This is a genomic window from Pseudomonas sp. MAFF 730105 (assembly GCF_055380705.1).
In genome coordinates this window covers 925,014-950,867 of sequence record NZ_AP018438.1, presented here as the reverse complement: position 1 = coordinate 950,867, position 25,854 = coordinate 925,014, and the positions used below count along the sequence as shown (strand labels likewise).

The following is a 25,854-nucleotide window of genomic DNA, read 5'->3' as shown; positions in this document are numbered from 1 at the left end:
TCTCAAATGGCAATATTTCGCAATTGATACAAATACCCGTTTACCCTATATTCCGTCGCCTCGAAACCTTGGGGAAGGCACCTTCATGTCGCGTCAACCATCACAATTACCGCTCCAATCACCCCGCCTGCTGGCATCCGCCATTGGCGTCGCGCTGAGTGCGACATCTGTGGTCCAGCTGGTCCAGGCGGCGGAAAATGCCGATGAGAAATCCCCGCGCGAGGCCATTGCCCTCGATGCCACCAGCATCACCGGCGAGGCCCAGGACACGACGTCCTATCAGGTCGAAAAAGCCTCTTCCCCGAAATACACCGCGCCGCTGGTCGATACCCCGCGCTCGGTGACTGTCATCCCCAGCAAGTGCTCAAGGACACTGGCGCGCTCAATATGCAGGATGCCCTGCGCACCGTGCCGGGCATCACCTTCGGCGCCGGTGAAGGCGGCAATCCCCAGGGTGACCGTCCATTCATCCGCGGTTTCGATGCCCAGGGCGACACCTATCTGGATGGTGTGCGCGACACGGGCTCGCAAAGCCGCGAAATCTTCGCCGTGGAATCCATTGAAGTCAGCAAGGGGCCGAACTCCGCTGTCGGCGGTCGCGGCGCGGCCGGCGGGACCATCAACCTGGTGAGCAAGAAAGCGCATCTGGGCGACTCCTTCGACGGTGGCTTCACCTGGGGATCGGACCAGACCCAACGCTACACCCTGGATGGCAACTATCAGTTCAGCGACAGCGCCGCCGGCCGTCTCAACCTCATGAGCCACGAAAGCAACGTCGCCGGCCGCGACAAGGTCAATTACGACCGCTGGGGCATCGCACCATCGCTGGCGTTCGGCCTCGGCACGGACACTCGGGTCAACCTCGACTACTACCATCTCGAAAGCAACGACCTGCCAGACTCGGGCATCCCCTACAGCATGCCAGCCTCGGGGAGAACGGCCGACCGCACCCAGTCCAACCCGGACAAGCCCAACGACGGCGGCGACAGCAGCAACTTCTATGGCCTCACCGACCGCGACTTCCGCAAGACCCGCGTCGACACTGCGACCTTCGCCATCGAGCACGACTTGAACGATTCCCTGACGGTCAAGAACACCCTGCGCCACGGCTCCAGCATGCAGGACTATATTCTGACCCAACCCGACGACAGCAAAGGCAACGTCAATAACGGGACAGTCTGGCGTCGGGCCAACAGCCGGGTCAGCAACGTCGACACCACCACCAACCAGACCGACCTGTTCGGTGATTTCTACGTGGCCGGATTCAAGAACAGCTTCTCCACCGGCATCGAATTGAGCCGCGAGAAAGGTGAAAAATCCTCCTACACCATCAACACCGACACCGTACCGGGCACCACTGCCGCGAACACCAACTGCACCCCATCGATAATCGGTGCATCGAGTGGCTTCAACTGCACCTCGTTGTCCAACCCGAACCCGAACGATCCGTGGAACGGCACCATCGCACGCAACTATGCGGGTACCGACACCACCAGCGTCACCCGTGCGCTCTATGTGTTCGATACCCTGGAGCTGACGCCGCAATGGCTGGTGAACATGGGCCTGCGCTACGATCATTTCGATACGAAGTACAAGACCTACAACGCCGCCGGCACCACCACGTCCAAGGGTGACGATGTCAGCGAGTTCGTCACCGGTCAGTTGGGGCTGGTCTGGAAGCCCGCCGACAATGGCAGTATCTACGTCTCGTACGCCACCTCGGCCACACCGCCGGGCAACATGGTCGGCGAAGGCACCGAAGGCAACCCGTTGGGCGGCACGCCGGACCGCAACGGCAACCTGTTGGCAAGCGACATGGAGCCGGAAACCACCAAGAACTACGAAATCGGTACCAAGTGGGACCTGCTCGACAGCCGCCTTTCGCTGACCGCGGCGGTCTTTCGCACCGAGAAGGAGAACGCCCGGGTCCAGGTCGATACCACGACTTATGAGAACGCCGGCAAGACCCGCGTCGACGGCCTCGAACTCTCGGCCAGCGGCAAGATTACCGACAAATGGCAAGTGTTCGCCGGCTACAGCTACCTGGACAGCGAACAGGTCGATGGCGGTCCGTTGAGCGTCACCGACGGCAATGAGCTGCCAAACACGCCAAAGAACAGCGCCAGCGTCTGGACCACTTATGCGCTCACCTCGAAGCTGACCATCGGCGGCGGCGCCTTCTACGTCGACGACGTGTTCGGCAGCGTGGCCAATACCACCATGGTCGACTCCTACGTGCGCTACGACGCCATGGCCAACTACAAGGTCAGCAAGCATCTGGACCTGCAACTCAACGTGCAAAACCTGACGAACGAAACCTACTACGACAAAGCGTTCTCGACCCACTTCGCCAACCAGGCGGCGGGGCGTACGGCGCTGTTGAGCACCAACTTCCATTTCTGATCGGAAATGGCTGGGGCCGTGATGCGGTCACCTGTGGGAGCGAGCCTGCTCGCGATAGCGGTGGATCAGTCGACCACACTATCGCCTGACATGCCGCCATCGCGAGCAGGCTCGCTCCCACAGGGTTTGCTTTCGACATCGCAGGCCGTACGCAAAAGCCCCGCTCATCTTTATGAGCGGGGCTTTTATGTGTGTTTATGAATGCTTCTCGATAACACACGGCATAATGCACGCCGTGATGAACAGTAATGAATGAAAGGCGGGCGACGTGTTGAAGAAAACCCTGTTCCAGTTGCACTGGTTTTTCGGCATCAGTGCCGGACTGGTCCTGGCGTTTATGGGCATTACCGGTGCGGCGGTGTCGTTCCAGGACGAGATCCTGCGGGCGCTGAACCCGCAGGTGCTGACGGTGGAGAAACAGCCGGCCGGTGTCCTGCCGCCCGCCGAACTGGTGGAGCAGATCGAGGCCAGCGCCGGAAAAACCGTGGCCATGCTCTGGGTCGAGACCGACAGCGGGAATGCCGCACGGGCGATCTTCGCCGCGCCGCCAGGGGAAAAGCGCGGGGCCATGCGCTACTTCAACCCGTACAACGCTCAATTCATGGGCGATGTGGTGGGCCAGGACTTCTTCGGCCTGATGCTCAAGCTGCACCGCATCCTGGCCCTGGATGACGTGGGCCGGCAGATCACCGGGGCGTGCACGTTGATCCTGGTGTTTTTCTGCCTGTCCGGGCTGTACCTGCGTTGGCCGCGCCAGTGGAAGAGCTGGCGTGCCTGGCTGACCCTCGACTGGAAGAAGAAAGGCCGCAGTTTCAACTGGGACCTGCATTCGGTGGCCGGCACCTGGTGCCTGGCGTTCTACCTGTTGGCGGCGCTGACGGGGTTGACCTGGTCCTACGACTGGTACAACAAAGGCGTGACCCGCCTGCTCTCCGACTCACCGAAGCAAGAACGGGTGCGCAACCGTGGCCCCGCGCCCGAAGGCCCGCTGCCGGTGGTCGATTACCGGGCCATGTGGAGCAGCATCTACAGCGCCGCCGGCCCGGACCTGGCGTCCTACAACGTGCGCCTGCCGCCGGTGGCCGGGCAACCGGCGACGGTGTTCTACCTGTTGAAGAATTCGCCCCATGACCGGGCACTGAACCAGATCGTTCTCGACCCAGCCACCGGCGTCGTCAGCCAACATAGCCGCTACAGCGACAAGAGCCTCAAGGCGCAACTGCTGACCAGCGTCTATGCCCTGCATGTCGGCAGCTATTTCGGCCTGATCGGACGGATCCTGGTGACAGTGGCGGCGCTGACCATGCCGCTGTTCTTCATTACCGGGTGGTTGCTGTACCTGGATCGTCGCCGCAAGAAACGTCAAGTCCGGCAGGCGCGCCAGGGGCTGGCGGCCAGCCACGGCGACACGCCCGCATGGCTGATCGGCTTTGCCAGCCAGAGCGGCTTTGCCGAACAGTTGGCCTGGCAGACCGCCGGCCAGCTCCAGGCCGCCGGGCTGCCGGTGAACGTCCAGCCATTGGCGGGCGTCAGCGAGCAGGACCTGAGCAATTCCACCCACGCCTTGTTTGTGGTCAGTACCTTCGGCGACGGCGAAGGACCGGACAGCGCCCGAGGTTTCGAGCGCAAGGTGCTGGGCCGCCCCCTGGGCCTGGAGCGCCTGCAGTATGCGGTGCTGGGCCTGGGCGACCGGCAGTACGACAACTTCTGCGGTTTCGCCCGGCGCCTGCACAGCTGGCTGGCGGAACACGGCGGCAAGACCCTGTTCGCCCCGGTGGAAGTCGACAGCGGCGACCCTTACGCCTTGCGTCATTGGCAACAGCAATTGGCCGAACTGACCGGGCAGGCGCCGGCGGACACCTGGAAAGCCCCCGATTTTGAACATTGGACGCTCAGCCAGCGCACCTTGCTCAACCCCGACAGCAGTGGTTCCGGCGTGTACCTGCTGGGCCTCAGCGCCCCTGGGCCAAGCAGTTGGCTGGCCGGCGACCTGGTGGAAATACTGCCGCGCAACGACCTGCTGGCCATCGAGCATTTTCTCGAAGGCCTGGGTATCGCCGGCAACGCTCGCGTCCAGGTCGACGGCTTGCCGCAAGGCCTGGAGCAGGCCTTGGCGACCCGTCAGTTGCCGGAAAACCGCGCCCATCTGGTGGGCCTGCACGCCCAGGCGTTGCTGGACGCGCTGGCCCCGCTGGCGCCGCGTGAATATTCCATCGCCTCGATCCCGGCCGATGGCGTGCTGGAACTGATCGTGCGCCAGGAACGCCATGCCGACGGCAGCCTGGGCGTCGGCTCCGGCTGGCTCACCGAATACGCCCCACTGGGCAGCGCCATCAGCCTGCGGGTGCGGCGCAACAGCGGCTTCCATCTGCCGCCCCAGGGTGTGCCGATGATCCTGTTGGGCAACGGCACCGGGCTGGCAGGCCTGCGCAGCTTGCTCAAGGCTCGCGTCACCGAGGGCCCGCAACGCAACTGGCTGCTGTTTGGCGAGCGCCAGCGCGAGCATGATTTCCATTGCCGCGATGAGCTTCAGGAATGGGTGACCTCCGGCGACCTGGAACGCCTGGACCTGGCGTTCTCCCGGGATCAGGAGCAGAAAATCTACGTCCAGGATCGCCTGCGCGAGTCCACTGCGCTGCTCAAGCAATGGCTGGCCGACGGTGCGGTGATCTATGTCTGCGGCAGCTTGCAGGGCATGGCGTCGGGGGTGGATCAGGTGCTCAACGACGTGCTGGGGGCCGAGGAAGTGGAGCGGCTGATCGAGCAGGGGCGGTATCGGCGGGACGTTTACTGACCGACTCTACACTTTCCTTGTGGGAGCGAGCCTGCTCGCGATAGCGGTGCATCAGACAGCATTTCTGTCGACTGACACACCGCATCGCGAGCAGGCTCGCTCCCACAGGGGGAATGTTGTGCGGCAGGAATTCACACCGGCTGCAGCTTCTTCTCGAACACCGCCACCCCTTCCAGATCCCGCAACACCACGTTCATCTCCCCGCTCTGCCCGTCGATGTTCACCTCGCCAAAGAACTGATAGCCGGCAAACGGCGAGGTGTTCTGGGCCGGTGGCGCCTTCTGGAACACCACTTCGGGGCCGAAGGTCTTGTCCAGGACGTTGGGGCCGAAACTACCCGCGTTCAGCGGTCCGGCGACAAACTCCCAGAACGGCTCGAAATCCTGGAACGCGGCCTGTTCCGGGTGGTAGTGGTGGGCGGCGCAATAGTGGACATCGGCGGTGAGCCAGACATAGTTGCGTACCTGATGCTTGCGCAGGTAGCCGAGCAGCTCGGCAATTTCCACTTCGCGGCCCTGGGCCTGGCCCGGGTCACCGTTGGCGACGGCTTCCCAGCGTTGCACGCCGGGGCTGACTTCGCCGTCGGGCACGCCCAAGCCGATGGGCATGTCGGCGGCGATGACTTTCCATTGGGCACGGGATTGCTTCAACTCGCGCTTGAGCCAATCCAACTGCTCACGACCGAGGAAAGGTTTGGCCGCGCCGAGGTTGGCGTCATTGGCTTCGCGGTAGCTGCGCATGTCGAGCACGAACACATCCAGCATCGGTCCATAGGCGAGCTTGCGATAGATCCGCCCGCCGCCATCGGCCTTCTGCAAACGCATCGGCGCGTATTCCAACCAGGCCTGGCGCGCGCGGCCCACCAGGGTGCCAATATCCTTGGTCTGGTAGCGCTCGTCCAACTGCTTGCCCGGCGACCAGTTATTGACCACCTCGTGATCGTCCCACTGCCAGATCTGCGGCACCTCAGCGTTGAAACGCCGCACGTTCTCGTCCATCAGGTTGTAGCGGTAGTTGCCGCGATACTCGTCCAGCGTCTCGGCCACCTTGCTCTTGGCTTCGGTGGTGAGGTTGCGCCAGATGCGCCCGCCTTCCGTGGTGATCTGGGCCGGCACCGGGCCGTCGGCGTAAATCGTGTCGCCGCTGTGGATGAAGAAGTCCGGCAGGCGCAGGCGCATGGCTTCGTAGATGCGCATGCCGCCAAGGTCAGGGTTGATCCCGAAGCCCTGGCCGACGGTGTCGCCGCTCCAGACAAAACGGATATTGCGCTTGAACTGCGGGGCGCTGCGCAGATGGCCCAACCAGGGCTCACTGGCAACGCCGCTCCGGGCGTCTTCGAAGTGTACGCGGTAGAAAATCGCCTGGTCGGGCGGCAGGCCGGTGAGCTCGACCCGGGCGGTGAAATCGCTGCGGCTGTCGGCCAGTGGCGAGACAACGCGCCGAGGGTTGGAGAAGCCGCTACGGGTGTCCCAGTCCACCACCATGCGTGCCGGACGGTCGCTGCGACTCCAGATCATCACCCGATCACCCTGCAAGTCACCGGATTGCACACCATCGGTCAGTACCGGCCGATCCTTGACCGAGGCAATCACCGCCGGCGCCAACCCCGGCAACAACAACCCCGCCCCCACGGCCTGCATCACACGACGACGGCCCAGGTCGAATTCGCTCATGGTGTTCCTCCCAAATGGGAAAACTAGAACATGCTCGTGTTAATCGGGTGTGACAACCATCCCCTGGACACCCCAAACAACTGTGGGAGCGAGCCTGCTCGCGATTGCGGAGGGTCAGTCAACAGAGTCGTTGGCTGATACACCGCTATCGCGAGCAGGCTCGCTCCCACAGGAGGATTGCGTTGGCTCAGGCCTTGGCAGGCTCCAACGCCATCTCGACTTGCTCCGGCCGCTTGAGCAGTGCATATGCCACCGCCGTCAGCAGGCTGCCCGTCACAATCGCCAGCAAGTAAAGCAACGCATGGTTGATGGCGTTGGGGATCAGCATCACGAACAGCCCGCCGTGGGGCGCCATGAGCTTGCAACCGAAGTACATCGACAGCGCACCGGTCAGCGCCCCACCGGCGATGCTGGCCGGGATCACCCGCAGCGGGTCCTTCGCCGCGAACGGAATCGCACCTTCGGAAATGAAGCACAGCCCCAGCACCAAGGCCGCCTTACCGGCCTCGCGCTCGGTCTGGGCAAACTTGCGCCGGGCGATGAAGGTGGCGATGCCCAGGCCAATTGGCGGCACCATGCCAGCGGCCATGGTCGCGGCCATCGGCGCGTAACTCTGCGACGCCAGCAGGCCCACCGAAAACGCGTAGGCGGCCTTGTTGATCGGGCCACCAAGGTCGACACACATCATCGCCCCCAGCAGCACACCCAACAGAATCGCATTGGTGGTGCCCATGCTGTCAAGGAAATGGGTCAGGCCTGCGAGCATGCCCGCCACTGGCTTGCCCACCACGTAGATCATCACCAGCCCGGTAAACAGACTCGCCAACAGCGGGATGATCAGGATCGGCTTGAGCGCTTCCAGGCTTTGAGGCAGACGTGCGTAACGGTTGATCGCCTTGGCCGCGTAACCGGCCAGGAAGCCGGCGATGATCCCGCCGATGAACCCGGCACCCAGGGTGCTCGCCAGCATCCCGCCGATCATCCCCGGCGCGAGGCCCGGACGGTCGGCAATGGAATAGGCGATATAACCGGCCAGCAACGGCACCATCAATTTGAATGCGCTTTCGCCACCGATCTGCATCAGCGCAGCGGCCAAGGTACCAGGCTCCTTGAACGCGGTGATGCCGAACACGAACGACAACGCGATCAACAGACCACCGGCCACCACCATCGGCAGCATGAACGACACGCCAGTCAATAAATGCTTGTAGACGCCGGTCTTCTCCGCCTTTGCCGGCCCCGCACTGCTACTGGACGCCGTTTCCTGCTGTCCCTCGGCCAAGGCTTTTTTCAGCGTTGCCTCCGCTTGCTTCAAGGCGATGCCCGTGCCGCAGCGGTAGATCTTCTTGCCGGCAAAACGCTCGGTGGCGACTTCGATGTCGGTCGCCAGCAGCACCACGTCCGCCTCGGCAATGGCCTGGGGACTCAACGGATTGCGCGCGCCCACCGAACCCTGGGTTTCCACCTGCAAGTCGTAGCCCAATCGCGCCGCGGCCTGCTGCAATGCTTCGGCGGCCATGAAGGTATGGGCCACGCCCGTCGGGCACGCGGTGATGGCAACCAGGCGCGGCGCATGTTCGCTCACTGCTGCGGACGATTGCGCAGCAACAGCCGCCTCCTGCTGAACATCCGACTCCACCAGGACCGCTGCCTCTTCGGCGCCACGGCGCAGCACCGAATCGACATCCTGCAGAGCCTGGGCCGGGGTGCTGCGGAACAACCGCTTGCCGACGAACCGCGACAAGTCCACCGGGCCGCTGGCAACCAGCAACACCCACTCGGCGGCCTCAAGGGTCGCCGCCGACAACTGGCGCTCCGGATGGGCCGCGTCATGGACTTCGACACTGGTGCTCCATCCCTGGCGCTGGGCCGCCGCGTCCAGCAGGCGGGCGCACAACACACTGGTGACCATGCCGTTCGGGCAGGCCGTCACAATGGCTAATTTCATTCTCGCGAACCCTCTTATTGTTCTGTCAGGGGGCGCACGCGCACGCCCTGTTCAAGCGACGCCAGCAACGCGGTGTCATGAATGCCGAAACCGATCTGCGTGACCGCCATCGCGGCGATGGCCGTGGCAGTGCGCAGGGTCTGCTCCGGCGTATGCGCACCGAGCAGGCCATGCAGCATGCCCGCCAGCAGCGAATCCCCCGCGCCCACGGTACTGGCGACGGTGACCTTGGGGGGGAAGCGTGCAGTGCCGAACCGACACTGAACCAATTCACACCGTCGGCACCGTGGGAAATCACCACATGCTCGACGCCCTGAGCGTGCAGGCGTTGCGCCGCTTGGGCCTGGGCCTGCTCGGTCACCACTTCGCAGCCCAATGCATCGGCCAATTCCTCGGTGTTCGGCTTGATCAGCCACGGCCCGGCGGCCAATGCAACGCGCAAGGCTTCGCCGCTGGTATCGAGGGCCACCTTCAGGCCGAGGGTTTTCAGGCGTGTGACCAATGCCTGCAACCACTGTGGGCTGACGCCCCGGGGCAAGCTGCCCGCCACCACCACGACATCGTGCCCAGGGGCGATCTGTTCCAGACGCGCCAGCAACGCCTGCTGCGCCGCCTCATCGACCCTCGGGCCGGGGCCGTTGAGGTCGGTGATACGTCCATCCTGCTCGGCCAGCTTGATGTTGCTGCGGGTTTCCCCGGGCACCCGGATAAAGGCGTCGACAAAACCGCGTTGAGCGAACAACGTCTCGAACGCCTGGGCGTTGTCTTCACCCAAAAAGCCGCTGACGGTCAGCGTATGCCCCAGGTCAGCCAGTACCTGGGCCACGTTCACGCCTTTGCCGGCGGCGTGGCTGTGCATGGCATCGCTGCGGTTGACCTGGCCCGGTTCCAGGCGCGCCAGTTCCACCGTGAGGTCGAGCGCCGGGTTGAGGGTCAGGGTAAGAATCTTCGCCATTACAGCGCCTCCACTAATGCGCGCACGTCATTGGCACTGCCCACGACCAGTGCTTCGCGAGCCAGGGTCTGTGCCTGTTCGAGGCTCAGTTCGCGTACTCGCGCCTTGACCTCGGCAATGCTGCGGGCCGACACGCTCAGTTCATCCACCCCCAGGCCCACCAGCACCGGTACGGCCAGCGGGTCGGCCGCCAGTTCGCCACACACACCCACCCATTTGCCATGGGCATGGGCAGCGCGCACGGTGATGTCGATCAATTGCAGCACCGCCGGGTGCAAGCCGTCGGCCTGGGCGGAAAGACTCGGGTGACCACGGTCGATGGCCAGGGTGTACTGGGTCAGGTCGTTGGTGCCCACGCTGAAGAAGTCGACTTCCTTGGCGAGCACCGGCGCGAGCAACGCGGCGGACGGCACTTCGATCATGATCCCCAGTTGCAGGTCCGCCACCGGTATTTCCAGGCGCAGGCGCTCGGTCATTTCCCGGGCCTGGCGCCATTCTTCGACGCTGCCCACCATCGGGAACATGATCCGCAACGGACGGTTGTCCGCCGAACGCAGCAAGGCACGCAGTTGCGCCTCCATGATCTGCGGGCGCTGCAAGGTCAGGCGGATGCCCCGCACACCGAGGAACGGGTTTTCTTCTTTCGCGATCGGCCAGTACGGCAGCGGTTTATCGCCGCCGACATCCAACGTGCGCACCACCAGCGGTCGGCCGGCCAGGCCATCGAGCACCTTGCGGTATTCGGCCTCCTGGGTCGCTTCGTCCGGGGCCTGAGTGTGGGCCATGAAAATCAGTTCGGTGCGCAACAGGCCGATGCCTTCGGCCCCCTGCTCCACCGCGCCGGCGACACCGGCGCTTTCACCGATGTTGGCGAACACCTCTACCGGGTGACCATCACGGGTCAGCGCAGGTTGGTGACGCTGTTCGGCGGCGGCCTTGAGGCGTTGCTCACGGGTGTCGCGTTCCTCGACGGCGCGCTGCAGGGTGACGGCATCAGGCTCCACGTGCAGGCGACCGCGCTGGCCGTCCAGCAACAATGAAGTGCCCGGCGCCAGCAGCAACACCGAGGCTCCCGCCCCCACCAGCGCCGGAATACCCAGGGCCCGGGCGACAATCGCGCTGTGAGCGGTGGCGCCACCACGGGCGGTGAGAATCCCCGCTACACGGCTCGGGTCCAGGCGCGCCACGTCGGACGGCCCGACTTCATCCATCACCAGGATGTACGGTTGCTCGGGTTCGTTCGGGGTTTCGACGCCGCATAATTGCGCCAGCACACGGCGGCCGACGTCGCGCAGATCGGCAGCACGCTCGGCGAGCAGTGCATCCTGCAAGGCTTCCTGCTCTTTCGCGGCGGCTTCAATCACGCCCATCCAGGCCGCTTGCGCACTTTCACCGAGCTTCAGACGGGTGTCGACTTCGTCAGTCAGCTCCGGGTCGTCGAGCATTTCCTGGTGAGTAATGAAAATTTCGCGGATGGCCTTGGCCTTGGCGCGCTCGATCAGGCCTTCGATGTCGCGGCGCACCTGATTCAAGGCGTTTTGCAGACGCTCACGCTCGATGGCAGCCGACTCGCCACGCAGCGGATAGTCGATGGCTTGCAGGACCTGGATATGGGCCGGGCCAATGGCGATGCCCGGAGCGGCAGGCACCGCCTGGATCAAGCTGCCGGATTCGGGAGCCAGCATCACGGTCGCAACCTCGGCCATCGGGCTTTCCTGCGGCGTACTCGGTGGCGGCAGCGGTTCGACTTCTTCGCCCAGGCCTTCTTCGATGGCCGCCAGCAATGCTGGCAGCGCATCGGCGGCAATGCTCGGTTCAGCGATGAATTCCAGAACCTGACCGCGACGGGCGCCCAGGCTCAGCAGCTTGCTCAGGCTCTTGGCCGACACGGCGCTATCCTGGCCGTCGACGATGCGCACGCGGATCTCGCCTTCGAAGCTTTTCGCCAGTTGCGCAAGGACCTTGGCCGGACGCGCGTGCAAGCCATGGGCGTTGGCCAGGCCAATTCGAGCACTGGGCCAGTCGGCAGGCAGTTCGCCCCCCAGCACTTCCAGCACCTTGCGGCTGCTGGTGGCGCGGCCCAGCTCGTGGCCGCGACCTTCGATCAGCAAGGCGCAGAGTCGTTCGAGCAACGCCTGGTGAGCTTCGCCGAGGCTGGCGAGGCAGAACAGGCCACTCAAGGGCTGTCCCAGATAACGGATGGGCTTGTCCGGGGTCACGAAGGCCAGGCCCGGGCGCTTGACGGTCTGTTCGCTGTGCAGCCACCACAGGCCATCGCCCAGGGGCAGCGCATCGACTTGCTGCAACACCCCGGCAAAGCCGTTACTCACGCAATCGGCCTGGCGCAGCAAACGGGCGCCACGCCACACCAGCTCCTCGAAATCGTCGGCCGACACGCCAAGCCCGATCATTTGCGCATCCAGGGCCAGCTCCTGCGGCGCACCTTGCAGCAACTTCAGCAAGGCTTCGGCGGAACCGGCACGACGCAGCGCCTGACCCAGGTCGGTCTCGCCGAGGGCGCGGGTCAGCAGTTGCAGCAGGCGCAGGTGCTCATCGGACTTGGCCGCGATACCGATCGCCAGGTAGACGATTTGCCCGTCGCCCCAGTCCACGCCGTCCGGGAATTGCAGCAAACGAACACCGGTCGAGTGCACCAGGTCGCGGGTTTGCGGCGTACCGTGGGGGATGGCGATACCTTGGCCAAGAAAAGTCGAACCCTGGGCTTCGCGGGCCTGCAAGCCGGCGAGATAACCTTCGGCCACCAGGCCATCGGCCACCAGTTTGTCAGCGAGCAATTGCAGCGCGGCGGCTTTATCCACGGCGGTTTGAGCCATGGATATCTGCTCTGGATTGAGCTCGAGCATGCTTTCTCCTTTTTGGCGTCGGGTTGGCGCCAGGTATTGTTTTGAATGACAGCTTAGCGTTACAGGACGGCTTTTGGCGGTATCGCGGCAGTGCGGCCAGAAAAATCCTGCTAGCCTTGAAAATACGCTTGCTGAAACGTTTAATCTAGAAAGATTGGCACGTTACTCGATAATCTCTCATCCTTGAAGTGCAACTTGTCGCCAGTGTTTGGACAACGACCGTCGCGCCGAATCGGGTAGGATGGGCGCTCAGTGTCGGGCAAACTCGAAAAAACAAGGAAAAACGGGTTGAAACTCAGTGATATCGCCCAACTGGCCGGTGTGTCCGTCACCACCGCCAGCTATGTCATCAACGGCAAGGCCGAACAGCAACGCATCAGCAATGCGACCGTCGAACGGGTGCGTGCGGTGGTCGAAGAACATGGCTTCACGCCTAACCCCCAGGCCGCCGGATTGCGCAGTCGGCATACCCGTACCCTGGGCTTCATCCTGCCGGACCTGGAAAACCCCAGTTACGCCCGCATCGCCAAGCTGCTGGAACAGGGCGCCCGGGCGCAGGGCTACCAGTTGCTGATCGCCAGTTCCGATGACGCGCCAGAAAGTGAGCGGCAGCTGTTGCAGCTGTTCCGCGCCCGGCGCTGCGATGCGCTAATCGTCGCCAGTTGCCTGCCGGCCGGGGATGACAGCTACCGCCAGCTCCAGGCCAAAGGCATTCCGATCATCGCCATCGACCGGGTGATGGAGCCTGAGCACTTCTGCTCGGTGATCAGTGACGACCGCCAAGCCAGCCTCCACCTGACCCGCAGCCTGCTGGAGACGCAACCTCGGCAGATCGTGCTGGTCGGCGCGCGTCCCGAGTTGAGTATCAGCCAGGAACGGGCCGCGGGCTTTCGCGAGGCACTGAGCGGATTCGAAGGCCAGGTGCTGGTCGAGCACGGCGAATCGTTCAGCCGTGAATGCGGTCGCCAGTTGATGGACGACTTGCTCATGCGCTTGGGGCATCTGCCCGATGCGCTGATCACCACTTCCTACGTACTGCTGCAAGGGGTGTTCGACGCCCTGCACGACTTCCCGCTCAAGTCGCGCCCACTGCGCCTGGGCACCTTTGGTGACACGCAACTGCTGGATTTCCTGCCGCTGCCGGTCAATGCCATGTCCCAGCAGCATCAATTGATCGCCAACAAGGCACTGGAACTGGCCCTGGCGGCCATCGAGAACGGCGACTACCAGCCTGGCGTGCAGGCCATTGCGCGGACCTTCAAGCAGCGTATCCACCAGGACTGAATCGTGGAGCTGATCGACACGCACACCCACCTGGACTTTCCCGACTTCGACGCGGATCGTCCAGCGCTGCTGGCCGCAAGCCGAGCCCTGGGTGTCCGGCAGATGGTGGTGCTGGGGGTGTATCGGGACAACTGGCAGCGGGTCTGGGACCTGGTACAAAGCGACCCGGACCTGCACGCCGCACTGGGCCTGCACCCGGTGTACCTCGACCAGCATCGCCCCGATGACGTGGCGCACCTGCGCGACTGGCTGGCCCGTCTGGCCGGGCATCGGCAATTGTGCGCGGTGGGTGAAATCGGCCTGGACTACTACGTCGAGGGCCTGGACCGTGAGCGCCAGCAGACGCTGTTCGAAGCGCAATTGCAACTGGCGGCGGAATTCGAACTGCCGGCACTCATCCACGTGCGTCGCAGCCATGCGGCGGTGATCGCAACCCTCAAGCGCCTTCCCCTGAAACGCGCGGGGATCATCCACGCCTTCGCCGGCAGTTTCGAAGAAGCCCGCGAGTACATCAAGCTCGGCTACAAACTCGGCCTCGGCGGCGCCGCCACCTGGCCCCAGGCCCTGCGCATGCACCGGGTACTGGCGAAACTGCCGCTGGAAGCGGTTGTGCTGGAAACCGACTCCCCAGACATGGCCCCCGCGATGTTCCCCGGCCAACGCAACAGCCCGGCGCACCTGCCAGCGATTTGCGAGGCCCTGGCCGCAATCATGGCGATCAGCCCGGAGCAACTGGCCGAGGCCAGCACCGCGAACGCCCGGCAATTGTTCGACTGGTGACCGCACTCTCCTGTGCGGACTCGCTCGCGAAAGCGGTCAGCCTGGGTAAGAGAGGTTGGATGTACCGACGCCATCGCGAGCAGGCTCACTCCCACAGGGGGAACACGTACGCTCAAAAAGCAGGTCGGCGGCAAAGCCGCCTTGCTTTTGCTTTGCTTTGCTTTTGCTTTTGATCTCCGGGCCCCGTTAACCACGACGGCCGAACGCAGGTATTGCGTAGTGGGCAACCCGGCATGGATGCCGGGTTAGCCGCGCTGGGCCATGGATGGCCCTTCGCGGCGGGCCCACGGAGCAATGCCGGAGTGAGGGCACACCGAGCCTAGGCGAGGTGCCGAGTGGTGGGGCCAAGCCTTTTTTGCTTACTTTTTTTGGCGTTTGAAAAAAAGTAAGCCGCCGTAAGGGCGGAACCCTAAGCCGCCGTTACCGCAGCAACGGATATGTACTCGACCCAAAACCCCGGCCAATCACAAGGCCGCCAATCGCGAGCAGGCTCGCTCCCACAGGGATTCCGCAACGATCATCACACCCGAAACGCATTGATCAACACCTTGAGCTGCCCCACCTGGACCGACAATTCACGACTGGCATCCTCAGTCTGGTGCGCCCCTTCGGCAGTGCGCTCACCCGCACGGTTAATCTCGACAATGTTCTGATCGATATCATGGGCCACCGCCGTCTGCTGCTCCACCGCAGCGGCGATCTGCTGGTTCTGGTCGACGATCATGCCAACGGCACCGAGGATATTTTCCAACGCCCGCTGCACCTTCTCCGACTGACCGACCGTGCCGCTGGCCATTTCATGACTGGTGCCCATAGCCTTGACGGCGGCGTCCACGCCACCGTGCAGACGGCTGATCATCGCTTCAATCTCCTCGGTCGATTGCTGGGTCCGCTTGGCCAGGGTCCGCACTTCATCGGCCACCACCGCGAAGCCACGTCCCTGCTCACCGGCCCGAGCCGCCTCAATCGCGGCGTTGAGGGCCAGCAGGTTGGTCTGCTCGGCAATGCTCTTGATCACATCCAGCACGCGACTGATGGCCTGGCTATCGGTCGCCAACTGATTGATCACCTGCACCGATTGATCGATCTCGCTGGCCAGGCGGACGATGCTGCCCTGCTGGGATTCCACCAGCCCGCGCCCGCTAAGCGTTTCATCATTCACACTGTGAGCGCTGCTGACCGCCGCAGCGGCACTGCGGGCCACCTCCTGGGCCGTGGCCGACATCTGGTTCATCGCCGTGGCGACCAGTTCGATCTGGCTGCGCTGGCCCGCTACCGCCTGATTACTCTGGGCCGATACCGACTCCACCTGTCTGGCCTGGCGCTCCACCTCGACGACGGTCTGACCCACCCGTTCGATCAGGTCGTGGATCTTCGCCACCGTGCCGTTGAACACCTCCCCCAACTCCCCCAGTTCGTCTTTGCTGCGGGCCACGAAATTGACCGTCATGTCCCCTGCCGCCACTTTGTCCATCATCCGCCCCAGGTACTGGAGGGTGGTGCGAGTGGAGGCATAGAAGCCGGCATACAAATAGAAAATCAGCAGGAACACCGCCACTAACGCCACGGCTTGCAGCACCATGTGGCTGCGATTCTGCTCCAGGCGATGCTGCAATTGGACACCGAGGAAATCCAGCGCTGCGCTATTCAGCCGGTAGGTCTGCTCCATCAGGCTGCTGACCTGATCGAAAAATGCCGACCAGGGTGCATCGAGGGCGTCGGCCATCACCACCTGTTCTTCGATCAGTTCAGCGGCCTTCTTCAAAGTGCCCTTGCTAGCGTCAGCCGGGCCAGCAAGGGCTTGGCCGGCCGCCTGACTGGAGCTCAGCGCATCTTGCAGCTTCAAGCCATATTCACCCTGGATTTTTTCGATCTGCGCCAGCAGCTCATCGAACCGGGTGCTGGAGGCAGAATTGAGAAACCCCAGGCCCAAGGCCGAAGCACCCAGCGCGCGGCCCTCACCCAGGATCTGGGTGACATCGGGGGTCACGCCGGTAATCAGTTCGCCGAGCTGACGAATATCGCTCTGGTTGTCACGACTGAGCCCCGCCTGGCTGGCGATGATCTGGCTGAATATCTGCGAGCTGTTGAGCAGCTTGCTGATCAGCGCACTTTTGCTTTGCAGGGAGCTTTCGGCCTGCTGGGCCTTGAACGCGGCGATTATTTCGTCGCGCTTGGCGTCGAAGAGACTCGCCTGTTCAGGCTCCACGGCCATGGCGGTCATGCCTTGCAGCCGCGCAAGGATCTGTTGCTCGAGGGTGCCTATTTTCGCGTCCACATCGCCGGCCTTGCCGGACTGGCCCAGGCTGGCGTTGATCTGCACCAGGTTGTTCAGGGTTTCCAGATCTCGGCGCAGGGTCAGGCTGCTGCCCAGCAGGTCGAGGCTTTGCAGTTCCACGTGCGTTCCTTGGAACTCACGGTAGGAATCGCGCACCAGAAAGAAGTTGGTCGCTAGCATCGGCAGCAGGAACAACACGCTGATCAGGCTGAACTTCATGCCGAAACTCAGGCGGTTCATCAGGGCGACGGCGGGCCAGAGCAAACTCTTCACAAGGAAGTCTCCCGGGAATGTTTTTATTGTTATGGGGCATGCGCACAGAGACAGCAGAAAGCCACTATCGGGCGCTGTCTCTGTATAGCCTAAATCGGAGGGGAGATTTGTAACTTAAGGTTAACGGCGCCGGGATGGGCTCCGTTCCTTTCCTGGGAGGGTATTTGTCCGTGGGAGCAAGGCTTGCCCGCGATTACGGTAAGTCAATCAGCAACAATGTTGACTGGCTTGTCCCTATCGCGAGCAAGCTTTGCTCCTACAGTTTGTTCCACACAACAAAGGATGAATTCGTCGCCTAAGCCAGCACCGTCCACAAGGCAAACCCGGCATACCAGAGCACCGCCGCACGCAGCAGCAGTTCCCAGAGCCGATCGAGGCTGTTGATGCCGTCCGGCCCGGCCACGGGCTCAGGAATTTCGCCAGCCACCAGGCCGACCTTGTCGACCAACTGAGCGGCGCTGATGTTCCAGTTCAGCAGTTCATGCAGCATCACCCGGCTGACCGCCACAAAGTTGCCCACCAAGGCGAAACTCGCCGCCAGCAGCCGCACCGGCAACCAATCGAAGGCATGGCGCAGTTGCGCTGCCCGCTCGGCCACGCCGGGGTTCTGGCTGTGCTCGGCGGCCAATGCCAGCAGGCGATAACTCAAGGCCGCCACCGGGCCCAGCAGGAAGTACCAGAAGATCACCGCGAAAAAGCTCTGGTAGGCCTGCCACAGCAGATGGGCCTGAACACGTCCCAGCAACTGCTCGCCACCGTCGGCTTCAATGCCCAGGTCGCGCTTGGCCACGTGGGTGGCCGCTTGCAGGTCTTCGCGGCGCCAGGCATCGCGAAACGGTCCCAGCTCGGCCAACAGATCCCCACGCCCCAGGCTGTAGATCACCACCAGCAGGTGCACCGGTAGCACCAGCAGCCCGTAGGCCAGCGGCTCCAGTACCCACAGCAACAACGCCAGCAGTGCCACGGGCAGCAGGACCATCACCAGCAGCACCATCCAGGGCCAGTTGGCCCACCGCGGACTCGCCTCGATCCGGTTCAGTTCGCCCAGCCACGCGCCATCGCGCTGGAGCCGCTGGCGCAAGGCCGAGAACTTCTCGATCCAGACCGCCAGTAGCAACACCAGAAAACTCATTGTCCTTCCCCTTCTGTCAGGGCCGCTCGATAGCGTGCCCAATCGAACGCTGGTCCCGGATCTGTCTTGCGCCCCGGAGCGATGTCGCTGTGCCCGCAGATGCGCTGCACGGTGATCGCCTTGAAGGCCGCTTGCAACTGCCGCGTCAGTTCCACCAACGCGGTATATTGCGCGTCGGTGAACGGCAGGTCATCGGTGCCCTCGAGCTCGATGCCAATGGAAAAATCGTTGCAGGTTTCCCGCCCCTCGAAACACGACACGCCCGCATGCCACGCACGCTCCAGACAAGAGACAAACTGAGTGACGGCGCCGTCACGCTCGATCAGAAAATGCGCGGAGACACGCAAGTCGGCTATACCGGCAAAGTAGGGATGTTCCGTGACATCCAGGCGATTCTGGAAGAATTCCTGCACCTTACCGGTGGCGAACTGAGCGGGCGGCAGGCTGATGTTGTGGATCACCAGCAGGGAGATTTCGCCCTCGGGGCGCGCATTGAAGTTGGGTGATGGGCAATGACGCAAGCCATCGCACCAACCGCTCGCGGGGTCCAGCTGCATACAGGTTCCTTCGAAGACGACGGGGATGCCGTCAGTATGCCGTGATCGACCCGGACTGTGCGATTACTTGCCGCGATTGAGTTGACGCAGATTGCCGAGCACGGACTCCAGCGCCCGGTCGAACAGCAGGGTGTCGTCCAACAGGCGTGCAGCCCCCCGGCGAAACTCCAGGGCCAGGCTGGTGCGACTGTGCTCTTGTACCTTGAGGCCGGTACGATTGACGAAGATATATTTGCCGGTGCTCTGGATGATCGCCGCCAGCTTGCAACGCAGGCTGTTGTCCTCATCCTCCTGGAACTCGACCCAACTCCCCAGGCGCAACTGGTCGACCTGAAGCAGACCCACGTCATCGGCCGGCAAGCGCACCGTCACGTTGTCCGCCGGGGCTTTGTACGCGGGACGCAGGACAATCTTCTCCCGCACCTCGATCATCACCGGTGCATCCGCCGACCGGGCCTGATCCGTGGCTTGGCCCATACGCTGCAAAGCCTGCACGTGCAGGACTTCCAGTTCGCTGAAGAATTCGCTGGTGGCGAACGGGTCGAATGCAGAACGGCTCAGCCCTTCGCGCAAAGCCTTGAGCAGCTCCGGCACCATGGCCAGCAAGCGCAGGCCCGCATCCGGCTCATCGTGATACTGGACACTCCAGATCAGTTGCTCCAGGGTCAGGACATCGGCCTGCCATTCGGCCGACCGCTCGCCATGCTTGAAGCCGGTCAACAGCAGCACCTGGCTCCAGGCCTGCTGCACGAATTCCACTACGGCCTGGGGCAGCACCTTGCCGAACATGACCTGATTCAACGCGCCCTCGACTCGCTGACGGGCCAACTCCGCCTTGGCCCGCCCCTCCTCGGCATCCCGGATGCGCTGTTCGAGCAGTTCGCTGCGGCGCCGCTCATCACTGGTGAAGGCGAGAAACTCAGCCAGCACTTCGGAGAAAATTGCCGGGTCATCGACGAAGTCGTTCAACAGGCGTTGCACCACTTGTTCGATACGCTGATAAAGGCTATCGCGCTGATGATCGTCGCAATCGCCCCAGCCCATGGCGGCAGCGGCAATTTCGTTGAGCAGTCGGCGGGCGGGATGATTGCCACGACTGAAGAAACTCTTGTCCTGCACCGCGACCTTGAGCATCGGGATTTGCAGGCGGCCGATCAAGGCCTTGAGGGTGTCTGGCAGATTGTGGTCATCGAGAATGAATTCGAACATCATCGCGATCAGGTTGATCACGTCCTCGTCGGCGCCTTCGACCACACGGGACTTGCCGCTCTTGACGCTGACCCGGGTGAGCAGCTGTTCGAGCTGGCTGCGCAGGTCGAACTCGTCCTGGAGCGTGGGCGCCGGCACGTATTGCTGCAAATGGGAAAGCAGGCGCAGCAGGTCACGGGTCGAGATCGGCTGTGCCGGTGCGCTGGGCTCCAGGGTCGGTGCCACGCTGCCACGCACCTGCATCACCAGTTTCTGCAAGGCGGAGAACACTTCCTGCACGCTGTCATCGACCTCGGCGGCCCGGGGCTTGGCCGCACGCTCCGAGGTGGGGCGCGGAGCATCGTCGACACGATCCGACGCGCGCCGGGACGGCGAAACCTTGAGGTCCGACAAAATACCCGTGGCCGCCAGCAACTGATTGGCCTCGGCATAGAACTGGTCGCACTCGCTGAGGACATAACGCTCGAACAGCTTGAGCAGGATCAGTTTGACCTTGATCTCCACTCCCAGGTTGCGCCCGGCTTGCAGAAAGGTCTCGCACAACAGCGCCGGGCTCAGGGGGTTCTGTGAGGTCGTCATTGGTCGGGCCAGCAGTACGCTGAGCCGGGCCGTCAGTTGATCCAGGGAAGCCCCATCGCGACTGAGCACCCGGGTGACCATGGCTTCTACTGCCAGATGGCGCTCCAGATCGTCATGGGTCGACTGGACCGGAGCACCGGGGGCGATGGCAGTGTTCAAGGAGGCATGGGTCAGGTCGTACTGGGCGAGGCTGACGAACGCCTCGAAGAACTGCTCGATGAATTCGCGCTCGATACTTTTGCGTTTCAGGCGCAGGTCCCGCATGGCTTCGAAGAACAGATTCTGCTCGACATCGTTGCGCGCCCGGTCGGCCATTTCGAACAAGGTGTCGTCGGCGTTATCGAACAGCCTCTGCAAACCCAGGCGCAGCTGTTGTGCAGCCTTGTCGCGAACCTGGAGCAGAATCACAGGCAAACGGGCGAGTGGCGAGCGATTCGCCTGATCGGTAGGCACCTTATGCAAAGGCACTACATTCCCGTCGTTGTGCATCCTGGCCTCCTGAAACGGTGTTCTTCGGTTGGTAACGTCAAAGCCATGACGTCAATCGAAAGGCGGATTATCTGGCAAAAGAACCCCGTCGCACCAGAGGACTCTGTGACCCAGCTCGAAATACATCCCAATAAATGACCGGGAAATCGGGGAAACGTTGCGAAGAGCCGACCAAATGCAGGTCAAGGTGAACAATGTTTGTACAACAGGACACTGGCCCTATAATCGGCCCACTTTGCCTGTGGAGCCCGTTATGCCGAACCTACGTCTCGCCGACCTGACCGCCGAAATCGAAGCCAACGTGCGCCGCGCCTTGCTCGAAGACATCGGCAGCGGCGACATCACCGCGCAGTTGATCCCCGCCGAACGCTTGGCCAAGGCCACCATCATTACCCGCGAAGCCGCGATCATCAGCGGCACCGCCTGGGTTGACGCCGTGTTCCGGCAACTGGACCCGCGTGTCGCGGTGCACTGGCAAGTGCGTGACGGCGACCGGGCCAACCCCGACCAGGCGCTGTTCCACCTCGAAGGCCCGGCCCGCTCACTGCTGACCGGCGAGCGCAGCGCGCTGAACTTTCTGCAGATGCTCTCGGGTGTCGCCACCCGCGCCCGCTACCTGGCCGACTTCGTCGCCGACACCCAGGTCAAGCTGCTGGACACCCGCAAGACCCTGCCCGGCTTGCGCCTGGCGCAGAAGTACGCCGTCACCTGTGGCGGCTGCCATAACCACCGCATCGGTCTGTACGATGCCTTCCTGATCAAGGAAAACCACATCGCAGCCTGCGGTGGGATCGCCCAGGCAATCGCGGCCGCCCACAAGATCGCACCGGGCAAACCGGTGGAAGTCGAAGTGGAAAGCCTGGCGGAATTGAAAGAAGCGCTAGCGGCCAATGCCGACATCATCATGCTCGACGAACTGAGCCTGGACGACATGCGTGAAGCCGTGCGCCTGAACGGCGGCCAGGCGAAGCTGGAAGCCAGCGGCGGGATCAACGAAAACACCTTGCGGCCGATTGCCGAGACCGGGGTGGACTACATCTCGATCGGGGCGATGACCAAGGATGTGAAGGCAGTGGATCTGTCGATGCGCTTGAGTCTCTGAGCATAAAAAAACGCCAGCCCTGAAGGCTGGCGTTTTTTTCAGACCACCAGATTATTCATCTCGCAGTACTCATCCCAATCCACACCCAGCACCTCGGCAGCCTCCTTGTGCAAGGCAAGACGCTGCGCCTCGAACTCTTCAGGTGTGCTGGTGTACTTGAGCGTCAGCTCCCAAGGCTGCAAACCCTGGGCTTCGGCCTCGTCTTCGAAAGCCCACTGAATCTGGTCTTTCTGCTCATCGGCGCTCAGGTTCCCGATTTCTTCCAGTAACTGAGGCGTATCCAGGGCGTATTTGCGCAGCGCTTCTTCGTGTCTGGCTTCTTGGGTCAGTTCTTTAGCCGTCATGTCGTTCTCGCTGATCGAAGGAATGGAAGATGGGACTGGATCATCAAGGATCTCTCTGACACAGAACCGCTGGCAGCGCGGTTTTCCTGGTCCTTGGAACCATTCGTGGATCATTTGAAAACTGCTGGGCAATGCTCATGCAGGCAACGAATATAGGACGTTTTGCCGATGATTTACACGGCTCTTTACATCTGCCGCACAAAAACCTTATGTCCACGTACGGAAGAGGTCGAGGAACATCTATCAGAATCCCGAGTCATAGCGATGTGCCACATCGGCGCTTCATAAGGATTCTGTAATGCGCAGCTTTCCAAGGTTAACGTCTATTCGGCGGGCTACCACGACCCTGCTACTCGCCAGCCTGGTACTGACCGGCGCTGCGCAAGCGGCAGTTGAGATCTCGTCCAATTATCCAGAGCCATCCGATGAAATTTCGGCCCTTCGCAGCTCATTTGGCAACGACGTCTTCTACAAAACCGGTATCAGCATCGATAACTTGAAGGACATGCAGCAAGCCGCCAAAGCCAACGCTACCGAACTGGAAAGCCAGAAGCGCACCCTCGCCGAGCAGGCCCGGCAGATCGAAGAGCTCAAACGCAACAGCGGTTCCAGTTCCAACTCCAGCAGCCGGGAAATTGAAGAACTTAAGCGCACGGTCAAGGAACAGGAGCGCGACCTGAACGACCTTGGCAAGCAAGTGGAAGAGCTCAAGCGTAATAGCGGCTCCAGCTCGAGTTCGAATAACAGCGAGATATCGACGCTGAAAGGAAAGATCAGCGATCAGGATCGCGAGATGGATCAGCTCAAACGCATGGTTGAGGAGTTGAGCAGGAAGGTGAAATAAGGAGAGAGGAAATCTTGCCCGAGACAGGAATCGAACCTGCGACCTTCGCGTTACGAGTGCGCTGCTCTACCGACTGAGCTACACGGGCGGTGAGCTAACCTAGCATCCAGCCCGTGACCAGGCAACCTGTGCCACAAGGATTTTCCCCACACAGCAAAACGCCCCGAACCAGTCGGGGCGTTTTGTTGTTCAGCAGTCAGGCGAAGGGGGGATTAAACGCCCGATGCCTTGGCCGCCGCCACGTCCTTGATGGACAGCTTGATACGGCCGCGGTTGTCCACGTCCAGTACCAGCACTTCCACTTCCTGGCCTTCTTTCAGAATGTCGGTCACTTTCTCGACGCGAGCATCGCTCAGCATGGAGATGTGAACCAGACCGTCCTTGCCCGGCAAGATGTTGACGAAGGCGCCGAAGTCGACGATGCGTTCAACCTTGCCGACGTAGATCTTGCCGATCTCGGCTTCGGCGGTGATACCCAGGACGCGCTGGCGTGCTGCTTCTGCCGCTTCCTTGGTTTCGCCGAAGATCTTGATCGAACCGTCGTCTTCGATGTCGATCGAAGCCTTGGTTTCTTCGCAGATCGCACGGATGGTCGCGCCGCCTTTACCGATGACATCACGGATCTTGTCGGTGTCGATCTTCATAGCGATCATGGTCGGAGCGTTTTCCGACAGTTCGGTACGGGACTGACCGATCACCTGGTTCATCTGGCCGAGGATGTTCAGGCGCGCTTCCAGGGCCTGGCCCAGGGCGATTTCCATGATCTCTTCGGTGATGCCCTTGATCTTGATGTCCATCTGCAGTGCGGTCACGCCTTTGGCGGTACCGGCTACTTTGAAGTCCATGTCGCCCAGGTGGTCTTCGTCACCCAGGATGTCGGTCAGGACGGCGAATTTCTCGCCTTCCTTCACCAGGCCCATGGCGATACCGGCAACCGGTGCCTTCATTGGCACACCGGCGTCCATCAAGGCCAGGGAAGCGCCGCAGACCGAAGCCATGGAGCTCGAACCGTTGGACTCGGTGATTTCCGATACTACGCGAATGGTGTACGGGAACACGTCGGCGTCCGGCAGCATGGCCTGGACCGAACGACGGGCCAGACGGCCGTGACCGATTTCGCGGCGACCGGCGCCACCCATGCGACCGCACTCACCCACCGAGAACGGAGGGAAGTTGTAGTGCAGCATGAACGGGTCTTTCTTTTCGCCTTCCAGGGTGTCCAGCAGTTGCGCGTCACGGGCAGTGCCCAGTGTGGCAACGACCAGGGCCTGGGTTTCGCCACGGGTGAACAGCGCCGAACCGTGGGTCTTCGGCAGAACGCCGACTTCGATGTTCAGCGGACGTACGGTGCGGGTGTCGCGACCGTCGATACGTGGCTTGCCGTTGACGATGTTCTCGCGAACGGTCCGGTATTCGATTTCACCGAAAGCGGCCTTGACGTCGGCAGCCGATGGCTGGCCTTCTTCGCCGGACAGCTTGGCAACGACCTGGTCCTTCAACTCGCCCAGACGCGCGTAACGGTCGGCCTTGACGGTGATGGTGTAGGCCTGGGAGATCGCTTCGCCGAACTCGGCACGGATCGCGCCCAGCAGCTCGGTGGCTTCGGCTTGGGGAGCCCAGGTCCAGGTTGGCTTGGCGGCTTCGGCGGCCAGTTCCTTGACGGCGTTGATCACCACCTGGAACTCGTCATGGGCGAACAGTACGGCGCCCAGCATCTGGTCTTCGGTCAGCTCTTTGGCTTCGGACTCAACCATCAGCACGGCTTCGGAAGTACCGGCAACGACCATGTCCAGGCTCGAGGCCTTCAGTTGCTCGTAGGTCGGGTTCAGCAGGTAGCCGGTGCTTTCGTGGAACGCAACGCGGGCAGCGCCGATCGGGCCATCGAAAGGAATACCGGAGATGGCCAGCGCAGCCGAGGTACCGATCATCGCAGCGATGTCCGGATCGGTCTTCTTGCTGGTGGAAACGACGGTGCAGACAACCTGCACTTCGTTCATGAAGCCTTCTGGGAACAGCGGACGGATCGGACGGTCGATCAGTCGGGAAGTCAGGGTTTCTTTCTCGGAAGGACGGCCTTCGCGCTTGAAGAAACCGCCAGGGATCTTACCGGCAGCGTAAGTCTTTTCCTGGTAGTGAACAGACAGAGGGAAGAAGCCCTTGCCTGGATCGGCTTGCTTGGCACCGACAACGGTCACCAATACGCTGACGTCGTCGTCAACGGTGACCAGCACTGCGCCGGAGGCCTGACGGGCGATACGGCCAGTCTCGAGGGTAACGGTCGACTGACCGAACTGGAATTTTTTGATTACCGGGTTCACGGTGTCCTACCTTCTTTGTGGCTCTTGG

Annotated in this window: 14 protein-coding genes, 1 tRNA gene and 2 pseudogenes; 6 read left to right on the top strand and 11 right to left on the bottom strand. The window is 62.4% G+C overall.

Annotated features, from left to right (window positions below; all coding sequences use genetic code 11):
- Positions 1-85 precede the first annotated feature (85 nt).
- Positions 86-2,403, top strand: a pseudogene (locus PCOSP_RS04030) (TonB-dependent receptor).
- A gap of 268 nt (positions 2,404-2,671) precedes the next feature.
- A complete protein-coding gene (locus PCOSP_RS04025) occupies positions 2,672-5,197 on the top strand; it encodes a PepSY domain-containing protein (RefSeq protein ID WP_464710391.1) in 2,526 nt (841 codons plus the stop codon).
- Between the two features lie 131 nt (positions 5,198-5,328).
- Here PCOSP_RS04025 and PCOSP_RS04020 read toward each other — a convergent pair whose 3' ends face one another.
- The 4 genes and pseudogenes from PCOSP_RS04020 to ptsP form a co-directional block, all read right to left on the bottom strand.
- On the bottom strand, positions 5,329-6,870 hold the full coding sequence (locus PCOSP_RS04020) for an alkaline phosphatase D family protein (RefSeq protein ID WP_464710390.1): 1,542 nt from the start codon (positions 6,868-6,870) through the stop codon (positions 5,329-5,331).
- A gap of 187 nt (positions 6,871-7,057) precedes the next feature.
- Entirely contained in the window at positions 7,058-8,818 is a 1,761-nt protein-coding gene (locus tag PCOSP_RS04015; RefSeq protein ID WP_139648223.1) for a PTS fructose-like transporter subunit IIB, read from the bottom strand.
- Positions 8,819-8,832: 14 nt separating this feature from the next.
- Positions 8,833-9,773 (bottom strand): annotated as a pseudogene (gene pfkB / locus PCOSP_RS04010) (1-phosphofructokinase).
- Complete coding sequence (ptsP, locus tag PCOSP_RS04005) at positions 9,773-12,637, bottom strand: phosphoenolpyruvate--protein phosphotransferase (protein ID WP_139648220.1); 2,865 nt, start codon at positions 12,635-12,637, stop codon at positions 9,773-9,775. Before ptsP ends, pfkB begins: the two are co-directional and overlap by 1 nt.
- A gap of 288 nt (positions 12,638-12,925) precedes the next feature.
- On the opposite strand from ptsP, the gene cra reads away from it, so the two are divergent.
- The gene (gene cra / locus PCOSP_RS04000; protein WP_139648218.1) at positions 12,926-13,921 is read left to right on the top strand and encodes a catabolite repressor/activator; all 996 of its coding nucleotides are present in this window, start codon (positions 12,926-12,928) and stop codon (positions 13,919-13,921) included.
- 3 nt (positions 13,922-13,924) lie between these two features.
- Positions 13,925-14,701 (top strand): TatD family hydrolase, encoded by a 777-nt coding sequence (locus PCOSP_RS03995; RefSeq protein ID WP_139648216.1) that lies wholly within the window; start codon positions 13,925-13,927, stop codon positions 14,699-14,701.
- Between the two features lie 520 nt (positions 14,702-15,221).
- Here PCOSP_RS03995 and PCOSP_RS03990 read toward each other — a convergent pair.
- From PCOSP_RS03990 to PCOSP_RS03975, 4 genes are all read right to left on the bottom strand, one after another.
- Positions 15,222-15,926 carry a methyl-accepting chemotaxis protein gene (locus tag PCOSP_RS03990; RefSeq protein ID WP_373682515.1) on the bottom strand — a complete coding sequence of 235 codons (705 nt, stop codon included), beginning with the start codon at positions 15,924-15,926 and terminating at the stop codon, positions 15,222-15,224.
- A gap of 1,621 nt (positions 15,927-17,547) precedes the next feature.
- Positions 17,548-18,384, bottom strand: coding sequence for a regulatory signaling modulator protein AmpE (gene ampE / locus PCOSP_RS03985; RefSeq protein ID WP_139648212.1), 837 nt, complete (start codon positions 18,382-18,384; stop codon positions 17,548-17,550).
- Entirely contained in the window at positions 18,381-18,941 is a 561-nt protein-coding gene (gene ampD / locus PCOSP_RS03980; RefSeq protein WP_464710389.1) for a 1,6-anhydro-N-acetylmuramyl-L-alanine amidase AmpD, read from the bottom strand. Before ampD ends, ampE begins: the two co-directional genes overlap by 4 nt.
- A gap of 63 nt (positions 18,942-19,004) precedes the next feature.
- Positions 19,005-21,218 (bottom strand): DUF1631 domain-containing protein, encoded by a 2,214-nt coding sequence (locus tag PCOSP_RS03975; RefSeq protein WP_464710388.1) that lies wholly within the window; start codon positions 21,216-21,218, stop codon positions 19,005-19,007.
- Between the two features lie 253 nt (positions 21,219-21,471).
- On the opposite strand from PCOSP_RS03975, the gene nadC reads away from it, so the two are divergent.
- Positions 21,472-22,320, top strand: coding sequence for a carboxylating nicotinate-nucleotide diphosphorylase (gene nadC / locus PCOSP_RS03970; protein ID WP_139648206.1), 849 nt, complete (start codon positions 21,472-21,474; stop codon positions 22,318-22,320).
- A 38-nt stretch (positions 22,321-22,358) separates the two neighbouring features.
- On the opposite strand, the gene PCOSP_RS03965 is transcribed toward nadC, so the two are convergent.
- Entirely contained in the window at positions 22,359-22,664 is a 306-nt protein-coding gene (locus PCOSP_RS03965; RefSeq protein WP_024779938.1) for a DUF6388 family protein, read from the bottom strand.
- Between the two features lie 298 nt (positions 22,665-22,962).
- On the opposite strand from PCOSP_RS03965, the gene PCOSP_RS03960 reads away from it, so the two are divergent.
- Entirely contained in the window at positions 22,963-23,508 is a 546-nt protein-coding gene (locus tag PCOSP_RS03960) for a hypothetical protein (RefSeq protein ID WP_175385922.1), read from the top strand.
- A 15-nt stretch (positions 23,509-23,523) separates the two neighbouring features.
- Here the strand turns inward: PCOSP_RS03960 and PCOSP_RS03955 are convergent.
- Together PCOSP_RS03955 and pnp are read right to left on the bottom strand one after the other, a co-directional pair.
- Positions 23,524-23,596 (bottom strand) — tRNA-Thr (locus PCOSP_RS03955).
- 124 nt (positions 23,597-23,720) lie between these two features.
- Entirely contained in the window at positions 23,721-25,826 is a 2,106-nt protein-coding gene (gene pnp, locus PCOSP_RS03950; RefSeq protein WP_024779940.1) for a polyribonucleotide nucleotidyltransferase, read from the bottom strand.
- Positions 25,827-25,854 lie beyond the last annotated feature (28 nt).

Bases quoted from the DNA above. Each gene is read 5' to 3' on its own strand.
- PCOSP_RS04020 (WP_464710390.1), bottom strand. From the start codon at position 6,870: ATGAGCGAATTCGACCTGGGCCGTCGTCGTGTGATGCAGGCCGTGGGG.
- PCOSP_RS03965 (WP_024779938.1), bottom strand. From the start codon at position 22,664: ATGACGGCTAAAGAACTGACCCAAGAAGCCAGACACGAAGAAGCGCTG.
- PCOSP_RS03960 (WP_175385922.1), top strand. From the start codon at position 22,963: ATGCGCAGCTTTCCAAGGTTAACGTCTATTCGGCGGGCTACCACGACC.
- ptsP (WP_139648220.1), bottom strand. From the start codon at position 12,637: ATGCTCGAGCTCAATCCAGAGCAGATATCCATGGCTCAAACCGCCGTG.
- nadC (WP_139648206.1), top strand. From the start codon at position 21,472: ATGCCGAACCTACGTCTCGCCGACCTGACCGCCGAAATCGAAGCCAAC.
- PCOSP_RS04015 (WP_139648223.1), bottom strand. From the start codon at position 8,818: ATGAAATTAGCCATTGTGACGGCCTGCCCGAACGGCATGGTCACCAGT.
- ampD (WP_464710389.1), bottom strand. From the start codon at position 18,941: ATGCAGCTGGACCCCGCGAGCGGTTGGTGCGATGGCTTGCGTCATTGC.
- PCOSP_RS03975 (WP_464710388.1), bottom strand. From the start codon at position 21,218: ATGCACAACGACGGGAATGTAGTGCCTTTGCATAAGGTGCCTACCGAT.
- PCOSP_RS03990 (WP_373682515.1), bottom strand. From the start codon at position 15,926: ATGTCGGCCACGGCCCAGGAGGTGGCCCGCAGTGCCGCTGCGGCGGTC.
- ampE (WP_139648212.1), bottom strand. From the start codon at position 18,384: ATGAGTTTTCTGGTGTTGCTACTGGCGGTCTGGATCGAGAAGTTCTCG.